Origin of the sequence: Streptomyces sp. NBC_01210 (genome assembly GCF_036010325.1) — a bacterium.
Taxonomy (GTDB): Bacteria; Actinomycetota; Actinomycetes; order Streptomycetales; family Streptomycetaceae; genus Streptomyces.
In genome coordinates, this window is record NZ_CP108549.1 from 1,806,477 (window position 1) to 1,818,395 (window position 11,919).

Sequence of the window (11,919 nt, forward strand, 5' to 3'; positions counted from 1 at the left end):
CCTTACGCCAGAGGAATACCCACCCAACAACATCGGAAAGCGGGCGGAGGTATCGTCGAAGCGTTCAACACCCGTCAGGGCTGGCACGACTTGCTTCACATTGCTACACCCGACGAAGGAAACGGCAGGAGATATGACCGTGCAGGACGAGGCCCCCACGGAAGGCGTCGGGGAGGCTCTGGAGGTCTGGATCGACCAGGACCTCTGCACAGGGGACGGGATCTGCGCCCAGTACGCCCCGGAGGTCTTCGAGCTCGACATCGACGGGCTCGCCTACGTGAAGAGCACCGAAGACGAACTGCTCCAGAACCCGGGCGCCACAACGCCCGTACCCCTGCCGTTGCTGAGGGATGTCGTGGACTCCGCGAAGGAGTGCCCGGGCGACTGTATCCACGTACGTCGCGTTTCGGACAGGGTCGAGGTCTACGGACCCGACGCAGAGTGACGGATCACACACCGCGCGCTTCGGCAGGGGCGGTGCGTACGAACTTCCCGCCCTTCCACTGCCACTTGACCTTCTCCTGCTTGTCCGGGCAGCAGCTCGGGACATCGGGCGAGGAGTAGCCGAGCAGCGTCGCCGTGACCGCTCCGTCACGTACAGCGAAGTCGCCGACGCTCTGCTTCTGCACGGGCTCGAGCAGCGTCGCGACGACGCGCGGGCCCGTCCCATTGCCCCGGGTCAGTACGAAGATGGCACTCGGCGGGGTGCCGGAGCCTGCGTCGCAGCGGGCCACCACCACGGTCTCGGGGCTGCCGTCGCCGTCGAGATCGCCCGAGGCCTTCTTGGTCACCACACTTTTGGCGCCGCCGCACTCCAGCGGAAGCTGCACTCCCGCGGGGTCGGGCGCCGGGGCTGCGGCGGTGCTGATCTGCGGCTGCGAGCCCGGCTGGGACGCGGTGGCGGCCTTGGGCTGCAGCAGCCCGGCGGCCGCGACGACCGCTGCCATCGCCGTCGCGGTGGCGAGCCAGTGCACCGGGCGGGCGTCGGTGTGCGCGAGGTCCGGGACGGCGGAGGTCTGCACGCGGGATGTCTCCTGGGAAGGCGGTACCGGCGGGGAGTCAGCGACGGGAGGAAGTCTGCATCGTGCCATACGTCACAGCGGGTGCGGAACAGTGGGGTCCGTAACTCTCACGTATAGACACCGACGTACACACGGTGTGGAGATGGTCAACGCGATGACGCCGCCGCCGAGTTCTCCGTGGTGTCACGGGAACTTGGCGGCGGCGTCGGTGCGTTGTGCGGGGGTCAGCCCTTGTTGGGGCCTTCGTAGTCATCGCCGTAGGCACCCTTGGCGGGGCGACGGCGGCGCATCGGGGGCTCCACACCGTCGGCGAGACGGCGGGCGGTGACGAGGAAGCCGGTGTGGCCGATCATCCGGTGGTCCGGGCGGACGGCCAGTCCTTCGACATGCCAGTTGCGGATCATCGACTCCCAGGGCTGCGGCTCGGCGAAGCATCCGATCTCACGGATGGACTCGACGGTGCGCGCGAGCTGGGTGGTGGTCGCGACGTAGCAGCAGAGGATGCCGCCGGGGACGAGCGCCTTGGAGACGGCCTCCAGGCACTCCCAGGGGGCGAGCATGTCCAGGATGACGCGGTCGACGTCGGCGTCGGTCAGGTTGTCCTGGAGGTCGCCGACGGTGAGCTGCCAGGCAGGGTGCGGGCCGCCGAAGTAGCGCTCCACATTCTGCTGGGCGATCTCGGCGAAGTCCTCGCGGCGCTCGTAGGAGTGCAGCATGCCGTGGTCGCCGATGGCGCGCAGCAGGAAGGCACTGAGCGAGCCGGAGCCCACCCCAGCCTCGACGACGCGAGCGCCGGCGAAGATGTCGGCGAAGGCCAGGATCTGCCCCGCGTCCTTGGGGTAGACCACGGCGGCGCCGCGGGGCATGGACAGGACATAGTCGGGGAGCAGGGGGCGCAGCGCGAGGTAGGCGACGTTTCCCGTGGTACGGACAACACTGCCCTCGGGAGCCCCGATCAGCTCGTCGTGCGGGAAGGAACCCTTGTGGGTGTGGAAATTCTTCCCGGCCTCGAGCGTGAACGTGTAGTGGCGTCCCTTGGGGTCGGTGAGCTGGACCTGGTCCCCGACCTTGAAGGGCCCGCGTCGGCGGGCGGCACCGGTCGGTTCGGACATGTGAACAGCCTACCGGGCCGAGCCGGGCCCCGATGACCACGTGAAGCCTGCCGGACGGCCTCGCCCTGGCGAGCCCGGGCGCGGTTCCTGGCCCCTGGGACCCTGCCCCGGCCGCGCGGCCCGTGGTTCCTGGCGACCCCACCCCGGCCGCCTGGCGAGTGAGCCGAGCCCGTGGGCCTGGCCCGCCCCGAGCGCTCCCTGAGCGCTCACCTCTGCGGCGAGTGAGCCGAAGGGGGCGCGCGGGTGTCGAAAGGGAGCGCGCGCGGAGGCCGCGAGGAACGAGCGGTCGAGCACGGTGGACCGTCGACAGACGCTAAAGGCGCCCCGGAGGCGAACCGAGCCTCCGAGAAGGGGAGAACCGAGCTCTAAGAAGACGCAGGCCGGGCCATGGCGGCGACGAAGGCGCGCTCGACATCTGCCGTGGACAGGACGCCGTAGATCTCGCCCGTCTCCTCGACCACCAGGTACTCCGTCGCCGGCGAGGCCCTGAGCCTGTCGAGGAGCGCCTCGCCGGCCAGTTCGGCCGAGACTTTCATGCCCTCGGTGAGTTCCTGTGCGAGGCCGCTGACGGCGACCCAGGGGCGGCGGTGTTCGGGGACTCCGACGATGGCTGTCTCGCGGACCAGGGCCTTCGGGTCGCCATGGCCGTCGACGACGACCAGTGCGCGGGCGCCGGCCTCGTTGGCGCGGCGCAGGGCCTCGGAGAGCGGGGTGTCGGACTCGACAGGAACGGCGCGCCTGGTGAGCGTACGGGCCTCGAGCTCCGGGAGGTGTTCACGCAGCCGCGCCATCCGCAGGCTGTTGCCGGCCCCGGTCCAGATGATCGCGGCGAGGATCGCGGCGAGCAGCGCGTCGGTGACGGTCTCCATGCCGCCGATGTCCTCGGTGGCATTGCCGAGCGCTCCGGTGTGGGTGAGGAGCGGCAGGCCGATGAGGACGGTGACGGCCAGCGCCCGGCCGACCCAGGCGGCGGCGATCGTGCCCGACATCGGCTTGCCGGTGATCTTCCAGACGACGGCGCGCAGCATCCGGCCGCCGTCCAGCGGCAGGCCGGGCAGCAGGTTGAACGCGGCGACGATGAGGTTGGAGATCATCAGGCCGGCGAGCAGCACACCGGGGACGGTGCCCGGCTCGACGGCCTTCACCCCCAGATAGAAGACGCCGGACAGGACGAGGGAGAGCAGCGGCCCGACGAAGGCGAGGATGAACTCCCGGCCCGGGGTCTCGGAGTCCTTCTCGATCTCCGAGACGCCGCCGAAGAACTGGAGCTGGATGCGGCGCACCGGCAGTTTGAAGCGCAGCGCGGCGATCGTGTGCGCCAGTTCGTGGACGAGTACGGAGGCGTAGAAGGCGACCGCGAAGAAGAGGGAGACGAGATAGCGGACGCCGCCGAGTTCGGGGAGCACCCGGTCGAGCTGGCCGCCGAACACCCAGGTGATGAGGGCGGCGACGATGAACCAGCTGGGGGCGACGTAGACAGGCACCCCGAAGGGACGGCCCATGAGGATTCCGCCGCCGGGGCCGTCGGAGCGCCGCGGCTTGGCTCCGCCGGGGTTCCCTCCCCCCGTTCCGGACTGCGGCCTCTCGCGATCACCGCTCGTGTCGTCCTCGTTCACGGGTTCCCTTCGTTGCGGAGTACGTCGCTCGCTCGGTCATCTCGGTCATCTCGATCATGCATCTCGATCATGCAGTGCGCAGCGTCTGACGTCGATGGTATTCCGCTCGCTGTCAGTGGCGGGCCGTAGGGTCTGAGTCATGAGTACGAGCCAGCAGCCCACATCGCTGTCGCCGTCGCGGGCGAGCGACTTCATGCAGTGCCCCCTGCTGTACCGGTTTCGGGTGATCGACAGGCTGCCGGAGAAGCCCAGTGAGGCAGCTACCCGCGGCACGTTGGTCCACGCGGTGCTGGAGCGGCTCTTCGACGCCCCGGCGGCTGAGCGTACGGCTCCGCGCGCCAAGGCGCTGATCCCGGGCCAGTGGGACCGGCTGCTCGAGACAAAGCCGGAGCTCGGTGAGCTGTTCGCCGAGGATGCCGACGGCGTGCGGCTGGCGGGCTGGCTGGGCGAGGCGGAACGGCTGGTCGAGCGGTGGTTCTCGCTGGAGGACCCGACCCGGCTCGAGCCCGCCGAGCGGGAGATGTTCGTCGAGACGGAGCTGGAGTCGGGGCTGCGGCTGCGCGGCGTCATCGACCGGGTCGATGTCGCGCCCACCGGCGAGGTGCGGATCGTCGACTACAAGACGGGCAAGGCCCCGCGTCCTGAGTACAGCGAGGGCGCGCTGTTCCAGATGAAGTTCTACGCCCTGGTGATCTGGAGGCTGAAGGACGTGGTGCCGCGTCGGCTGCAGCTCGTTTATCTGGGCAGCGGCGATGTGCTGACGTACGACCCGGTCCCGGCGGACCTGGAGCGTATGGAGCGCAAGCTGCTGGCGCTCTGGGACGCGATCAAGCAGGCGACCGAGACGGGCGACTGGCGGCCGCGGCCGACCAAGCTGTGCGGGTGGTGCGACCACCAGGAAGTCTGTCCGGAATTCGGCGGCACTCCCCCGGTTTATCCGCTGAGCATTTCCCCGACCGTATCGGCGGAGGATGGCCAGGGCAGAATGGGCCCGGTCTAAACGAAGGAGTACCCGTGGCTATCCGCGTCCTACTGGTCGACGACCAACCGCTGCTGCGTACCGGCTTCCGGATGATTCTGGAGGCGGAGCAGGACATCGCGGTCGTCGGCGAGGCCGGGGACGGCCTCCAGGCTCTGGACCAGGTGCGGGCGCTGCAGCCCGATGTGGTGCTGATGGACATCCGGATGCCGCGGATGGACGGGGTCGAGGCGACCCGGCAGATCACCGGGCCCGGCCGGGACGGTCCGGCCAAGGTGCTGGTGCTGACCACCTTCGACCTCGATGAGTATGTGGTGGAGGCGCTGCGCGCCGGCGCCAGCGGCTTCCTGCTCAAGGACGCGCCCGCCGATGAGCTGGTGCAGGCGATCCGGGTGGTCGCGGCGGGCGAGGCGATGCTGGCGCCGAGCATCACCCGCAGGCTGCTCGACAAGTACGCGGACCATCTGCCGTCCGGCGACGAGCCGGCCCCCAACACGCTGAACACGCTGACCGAGCGTGAGGTGGAGGTGCTCAAGCTCGTCGCGCGGGGCCTGTCCAACGCCGAGATCGCCGCGGACCTCTTCGTCAGCGAGACCACCGTCAAGACACATGTGGGCCATGTCCTGACGAAGCTGAGCCTGCGCGACCGCGTACAGGCCGCGGTGTACGCGTACGAGAGCGGTCTGGTGCGCCCCGGCGCGCAGTAGGTCACCGGGGGAAGAGCAAGCGGCGGCGGGCTGATGCCCGCCGCCGCTTGTCTATCCGGATACCGCGGGGGTCATGCGGTGCCGCGACCCAGCTCCCAGAGCTGCAGGTCGGAGCTGGAGTTGAGCACCCGCTCGACGCCGGTGACACCGACGTGGGCGGCGACGTACTGCTTGCCCTGCCACAGCGGCAGCACCGGGACGTCGTTCGCGACGATGTCCTGCATCTGGGTGAAGGCCTTGGACGCGGCGGTGCGGTCCGCGGAGCGCCGCGACTGCGGGATGAGGTCGCGGACCACGGTGCTGACGTACGGGGTGTTGAGGAAGTTGCCCTTGTCCAGGAACGGGGCGATGTAGTTGTCGGGGTCCGGGAAGTCGGGGAACCAGCCCAGTCCGTAGACCGCGTAGTCACCGTGCTTCTGGGCGGGCCGGAACTTCGACCACTCGGCGCCCTCGACGGTGACGTCGAAGAGCTTGGTGGCGTTCAGCTGGTTCTTGAGCGCCTCGAACTCCTTGGCCGTACCGGCACCGTAGTGGTCGGTCGTGTAGTGGAGCTTCAGCTTCACCGGAGTGGTGATGTCGGCGGCGCTGAGGATCTCCGCGGCCTTGCTGCGGCTCGGCTCGCCGTACTTGTTGTAGAAGGAGTTGGTGTGCGCGGCGATGCTCGTCGGGATGAGCGAGTAGAGCGGCTCCGCGGTGGAGCCGTACACCTCGCCGGCGATGTGACCGCGGTCGACGACCGCCGCCATGGCCTGCCGGACCGCCTTGTTCTTCACCGACGGATCGTTGGTGTTGAAGCCGAGGTAGCGGATCTCCAGACCCGGCATCTCGGTGAGCTCGATGTCCTTCTTGGGGTTCTCGGACAGATCCTTGATCTGCTCGGGCGACATCGCGCGGGTCATGACGTCGATGTCCCCGTCCTCCAGCGCCTTGCCCATGGAGGCGGCGTCCGGGAACGACCGCAGCTCGACCTTGTCGTTGAGGAGCTTGAGGTCGCCCTGGTACTTGGGGTTCTTGGTGAAGACGACCCTGGAGATGTTCTCGCCCTTGGTCTCCGTCTTCATGGTGTACGGGCCGGAGCCGTCCACCTGGAAGCCGTCGCGGAGCTTCTTGCCCTCGTAGTGCTTCTTACTGACGATGCCGGCAGCCGGCGTCGAGAGCTTGTACGGGAAGGTCGCGTCCGGCGTGGAGAGGTGGAAGGCCACCTCGTCGCCGTTGGCCTCGATGGTGTCGATGTTCGCGAGGAGGGCGGCCGTACCGTTGTCGGCGTCGATGTCCCGCACACGCTCGATGGAGAACTTCACATCGTCGGCGGTGATCGGGGTGCCGTCGGCGAACTGCAGCCCGCTGCGCAGCTTGCAGCGGTAGCTCTCGCTCGCGTTGTCCGTGAAGGAGCAGGACTGGGCGGCGTCGGGCACCGGCTCGCCGCCGCCGCGCGGCGCGTGCATCAGCGTCTGGATGGTCTGCCGGAGTACGTTCCAGGCGCCGGTGTCGTACGCGTAGGCCGGGTCGAGGGGCGCGGGCGCGTCCGCGGTGGCGGTGAACTGGTCCGTGGTGCCCACGACAATGGCACCACCGCCGCCGGACCCGCCGTCCGTCCCGCCGCAGGCGACGAGCACGGGCGCGAGCAGGCCGACCACGGCCGGCAGCACCAAAGTCTTACGGTTCATCCTGGACGTACTCCCTCATCCGGCACTGGGATACAGCGATGTTTACGGGACACTCCGCCGCGACCGCCCGTTCGGGGCGGTGCGATCTGGCCGGGGAACAGAACGATCAGTTCTGTGTTCGCGTCGGCTTGATGGCCGCCGGGGCACATCGATGATGCGGCGAAGTTCTCGCGATGAGATTAGTCGGCAACGCCAGGAAAGCTTGACCGCGCCTGAGTTGGAGCGTATTCGCTCAGTGATCAGTTATGCCTGTGAGTGGATGATCGCGCCACGGAATGATTCGTACACCACTCCATCAATACGGACAGAACGGTGGGACCGACCCGCCCTGGACGGGCACGGAACGGTCTGGACCTATCCCTTCAATGCCACCGAGCGTGACGAACGTCACGCGGCGAAACCCCTTACAGGACGCCGGAAAGCAGTTGCTCATGTCACGGAAAATGAGCGATCCGGTGCCTAGAGTTTCCCGTGTATTCAAGAAACACGGACAGTACGCGCATCAGTTCATTGTGGTGATGAGAGTCCGCAGAAAAACAAGGTCGACTTCTTCGAGCGAGCGTACGACCACCCGGCCGTCGGCGGGCGCGATCGGCGCCACGGACGGCACGGCCACCACTCGGCAGCCCGCAGCCTCGGCGGCCGCCACACCCGTCGCCGTGTCCTCGATGACGGCGCATCTCGCCGGCTCGGCGCCCAGCCCCTGGGCGGCGAGCAGATAGGGATCGGGGTGCGGCTTCGTACGCGCCACCTCGTCACCCGCGACGGAGAGCGCGAAGTGCTGGGGGCCGAGCGAGGCAAGGATCCGGTCGATGATGCGGCGGTGGGAGGCGGAGACCAGCGCGGTGGGCACATTGTGCCTGGCGAGCTCGGCGAGCAGCCGGGCGGCGCCGGGCATCAGCGGCACACCGCGACCGATGCGAGCCTCGAAGCGATCGTTGAGCAGCACGGTCAGCTCGGCGAGCGTGATGTCCGCGCCGGTGGCCTCGATGAGATACCCGGCGCTGCGCGTCATGGGGCCACCGACCACCACGTCCTTCCACGCCTCGTCGAGTCGATGGCCGAGATCGGCGAAGACCTCCACCTCCGCGTCCCACCAGAAGCCTTCGGTGTCCACGAGGGTGCCGTCCATGTCGAGAAAGACGGCCTGAAGGGCAGAGCCTTCGGCCGAACGGGTCAAGGACGCGGGGACCGTACTGGTCATCCGGCACACCTCCACTAGGGACGAGAAGGCCGGTCGCCTTCCCAGCTGGGAAGGCGACCGGCCTGCACTGGACCGACCAGTGTACGACTTGGCCGACTAACGTGCGTTGAAGTACTTGGCTTCGGGGTGGTGGATGACGATGGCGTCGGTGGACTGTTCCGGGTGGAGCTGGAATTCCTCGGACAGCTGGACACCGATCCGCTCGGGCTCCAGCAGGGTCGCGATCTTCGCGCGGTCCTCCAGATCCGGGCAGGCGCCGTAGCCGAGCGAGAAACGGGCGCCCCGGTACTTCAGCGCGAACATGTCTTCCACATCGGCGGGGTCCTCGCCGGCGAAACCGAGCTCCGCACGGACCCGGGCGTGCCAGTATTCGGCCAGTGCCTCGGCCAGCTGCACGGACAGGCCGTGCAGTTCGAGGTAGTCACGGTAGGAGTCGGACGCGAAGAGTTCGGCGGTCGCCTCACCGATCCTGGAGCCGACGGTGACGACCTGCAGACCCACCACGTCCCTCTCGCCGGACTCCTCGGGACGGAAGAAGTCCGCCAGACACAGCCGGCGGCCACGGCGCTGACGCGGGAAGGAGAACCGGGTCCGCTCGGAACCGTCCTCGTTCAGCAGGATCAGATCATCGCCCTTGGACACGCAGGGGAAGTAGCCGTAGACCACGGCCGCCTCCAGCAGGTTGCGGGTGTGCAGCTGGTCCAGCCAGCCCCGCAGCCGCGGCCGGCCCTCGGACTCCACCAGCTCGTCGTAGGTCGGGCCATCGCCGGTACGGGCCTGCTTCAGCCCCCACTGGCCCTTGAACAGCGCGCCTTCGTCCAGCCAGGACGCGTACTCCTTCAGCTGGATGCCCTTGATCACCCGCGTGCCCCAGAACGGCGGGGCGGGGACCGGGTTGTCGACGGCCACATCGGAGCGGACCGCACCCTCCTCGGGGCGTTCCTCGATCACCGCGTTCGTGGTGGCCCGCACCCGGCGCTGCTTGAGTTCGGGCAGGACGGCCCCGGGGATGCCGCGCTTGATGCCGATGAGGGCGTCCATCAGCCGCAGCCCCTCGAACGCATCACGCGCGTAGCGGACTTCGCCCTCGTAGATCTCGTGCAGATCCTGTTCGACATAGGCGCGGGTCAGGGCGGCGCCGCCGAGGATGACGGGGTAGTCGGCAGCCAGCTTGCGCTGGTTGAGTTCCTGCAGGTTCTCCTTCATGATCACCGTGGACTTCACCAGCAGCCCCGACATGCCGATCACATCGGCCCGGTGCTCCTCCGCGGCCTCCAGGATCGCCGAGACCGGCTGCTTGATCCCCAGGTTGACCACGTTGTAGCCGTTGTTGGACAGGATGATGTCGACGAGGTTCTTGCCGATGTCATGGACGTCCCCGCGGACCGTGGCCAGCACGATCGTGCCCTTGCCGTCCGCGTCCGACTTCTCCATGTGCGGCTCGAGATACGCCACCGCGTTCTTCATCACCTCGGCCGACTGCAACACGAACGGCAGCTGCATCTGACCCGAGCCGAACAGCTCACCGACCACCTTCATGCCGTCCAGCAGCGTGTCGTTGACGATCTCCAGCGCCGGACGCGTGACCAGCGCCTCATCCAGGTCCGCCTCCAGGCCGTTCTTCTCACCATCGATGATGCGGCGCTTGAGCCGCTCCTCCAGCGGCAGCGCAAGCAGCTCCTCGGCCTTGCCCGCCTTCATCGACTTCATATTGACGCCCTCGAACAGCTCCATGAGCCTCTGCAGGGGGTCATAGCCCTCGGCACGCCGGTCGTAGATCAGATCCAGCGCGACCTGGACCTCCTCCTCCTTCAGCCGGGCGATCGGCAGGATCTTCGACGCATGCACGATCGCCGAATCCAGACCCGCCTTCACACACTCGTCCAGGAACACCGAGTTCAGCACCACACGGGCCGCCGGATTCAGCCCGAACGAAATATTCGACAGACCCAGCGTCGTCTGCACCTCGGGATGACGCCGCTTCAGCTCACCAATGGCCCCGATCGTGGCAATGCCGTCCTTACGGGACTCCTCCTGACCCGTGCAGATCGTGAACGTCAACGTGTCGATGAGAATGTCCGACTCCAGCACACCCCAGTTACCGGTCAGATCCTCAATGAGCCGCTCCGCGACCTGGACCTTGTGCTCGACCGTACGGGCCTGGCCCTCCTCATCGATGGTCAGCGCGATCAACGCGGCACCATGCTCCCGGGCCAGCGCGGTGACCCTCGCGAACCGCGACTCGGGCCCGTCACCGTCCTCATAGTTGACGGAGTTGATGACCGCACGGCCACCCAGCTTCTCCAACCCCGCCCGCAGCACATCCAGTTCCGTCGAGTCCAGCACGACCGGCAGCGTGGACGCGGTCGCGAACCGGCCCGCCAGCTCCTCCATGTCCGCCACACCATCACGCCCGACATAGTCCACACACAGATCCAGCATGTGCGCACCCTCACGGATCTGATCCCGCGCGATCTCGACACAGTCGTCCCAGCGGCCCTCCAGCATCGCCTCACGGAACTTCTTGCTGCCGTTGGCGTTCGTCCGCTCACCGATCGCCATATACGCCGTGTCCTGACGGAACGGCACCGTCTGATACAACGACGCGGCACCCGGCTCCGGACGCGGCTCACGCCGCGTGGGCACCAGATCCCGCACCCGCTCCACAACCTGACGCAAATGCTCCGGCGTCGTACCGCAGCACCCACCCACCAGCGACAGCCCGTATTCGCGTACGAACGTCTCCTGCGCATCCGCCAGCTCACCCGCCGACAGCGGATAGTGCGCACCGTTCCTGCCCAGCACCGGCAGACCCGCATTGGGCATGCACGACAGCGGGATCCGCGAGTGCCGGGCCAGATAACGCAGATGCTCACTCATCTCCGCCGGACCCGTCGCGCAGTTCAACCCGATCATGTCGATACCCAGCGGCTCCAGCGCCGTCAGCGCCGCACCGATCTCCGAACCCAGCAGCATCGTCCCGGTCGTCTCCACCGTCACCGAGCAGATGACCGGAAGGTTCGTGCCGGTCGCCTCCAGAGCCCGCCGGGCACCGAGAATCGCAGCCTTCGTCTGCAGCAGATCCTGCGTCGTCTCCACCAGCAGCGCATCCGCACCACCGGCGATCATGCCCTCCGCGTTCTGCTGGTAGGCGTCCCGCAGCTTCACATACGGCGCATGACCCAGCGTCGGCAGCTTCGTACCCGGCCCCATCGAACCCAGCACCCACCGCTGCCGCCCACTCGACACCGTGAACTCGTCCGCCACCTCACGCGCGATCCGCGCCCCCGACTCCGACAGCTCGAAAACCCGCCCGGGAATGTCGTACTCCGCCAACGCAGCAAAATTTGCGCCGAACGTGTTCGTCTCCACGCAGTCCACCCCGACCGCGAAGTACTCCTCATGCACCGACCGCACAATGTCCGGACGCGTCACATTGAGGACCTCGTTACACCCCTCGAGATTCTCAAAATCCTCAAGCGTCGGATCCTGCGCCTGCAACATCGTGCCCATCGCACCATCAGCCACCACCACACGCGTGGCAAGCGCCTCACGGAGGGCGTCGATTCGGGTCCGGCTGTCGGCGGAGGGGGTCGGCAACGAGGCCATGGA

General features: G+C 67.8%; 9 protein-coding genes. 3 read left to right on the forward strand and 6 right to left on the reverse strand.

What is annotated here, in order from left to right; genetic code table 11:
- Positions 1–133: 133 nt before the first annotated feature.
- On the forward strand, positions 134–445 hold the full coding sequence (locus OG735_RS08110) for a ferredoxin (RefSeq protein ID WP_327322439.1): 312 nt from the start codon (positions 134–136) through the stop codon (positions 443–445).
- A gap of 4 nt (positions 446–449) precedes the next feature.
- Here the strand turns inward: OG735_RS08110 and OG735_RS08115 are convergent, their stop codons facing one another.
- The 3 genes from OG735_RS08115 to OG735_RS08125 all read right to left on the reverse strand — a co-directional run bounded on the left by OG735_RS08115 (position 450) and on the right by OG735_RS08125 (position 3,750).
- Positions 450–1,022, reverse strand: coding sequence for a hypothetical protein (locus OG735_RS08115; RefSeq protein ID WP_327322440.1), 573 nt, complete (start codon positions 1,020–1,022; stop codon positions 450–452).
- A 224-nt stretch (positions 1,023–1,246) separates the two neighbouring features.
- The gene (locus tag OG735_RS08120; protein WP_326648753.1) at positions 1,247–2,134 is read right to left on the reverse strand and encodes a tRNA (adenine-N1)-methyltransferase; all 888 of its coding nucleotides are present in this window, start codon (positions 2,132–2,134) and stop codon (positions 1,247–1,249) included.
- A 365-nt stretch (positions 2,135–2,499) separates the two neighbouring features.
- Positions 2,500–3,750: a site-2 protease family protein gene (locus OG735_RS08125; protein WP_327322441.1), complete on the reverse strand. Its 1,251-nt coding sequence runs from the start codon at positions 3,748–3,750 to the stop codon at positions 2,500–2,502.
- A gap of 139 nt (positions 3,751–3,889) precedes the next feature.
- Here OG735_RS08125 and OG735_RS08130 point away from each other — a divergent pair, with 139 nt between their 5' ends.
- Both OG735_RS08130 and OG735_RS08135 read left to right on the forward strand, forming a co-directional pair.
- A complete protein-coding gene (locus OG735_RS08130) occupies positions 3,890–4,750 on the forward strand; it encodes a RecB family exonuclease (RefSeq protein ID WP_327322442.1) in 861 nt (286 codons plus the stop codon).
- A 14-nt stretch (positions 4,751–4,764) separates the two neighbouring features.
- Positions 4,765–5,436: a response regulator transcription factor gene (locus tag OG735_RS08135; protein WP_327322443.1), complete on the forward strand. Its 672-nt coding sequence runs from the start codon at positions 4,765–4,767 to the stop codon at positions 5,434–5,436.
- A gap of 71 nt (positions 5,437–5,507) precedes the next feature.
- Here the strand turns inward: OG735_RS08135 and OG735_RS08140 are convergent, their stop codons facing one another.
- The 3 genes from OG735_RS08140 to metH all read right to left on the reverse strand — a co-directional run bounded on the left by OG735_RS08140 (position 5,508) and on the right by metH (position 11,916).
- Positions 5,508–7,103, reverse strand: coding sequence for an ABC transporter substrate-binding protein (locus OG735_RS08140; RefSeq protein ID WP_327322444.1), 1,596 nt, complete (start codon positions 7,101–7,103; stop codon positions 5,508–5,510).
- A gap of 502 nt (positions 7,104–7,605) precedes the next feature.
- Positions 7,606–8,307 (reverse strand): HAD family hydrolase, encoded by a 702-nt coding sequence (locus OG735_RS08145; RefSeq protein WP_327322445.1) that lies wholly within the window; start codon positions 8,305–8,307, stop codon positions 7,606–7,608.
- Positions 8,308–8,403: 96 nt separating this feature from the next.
- Positions 8,404–11,916, reverse strand: coding sequence for a methionine synthase (gene metH / locus OG735_RS08150; protein ID WP_327322446.1), 3,513 nt, complete (start codon positions 11,914–11,916; stop codon positions 8,404–8,406).
- Between the last annotated feature and the right edge of the window lie 3 nt (positions 11,917–11,919).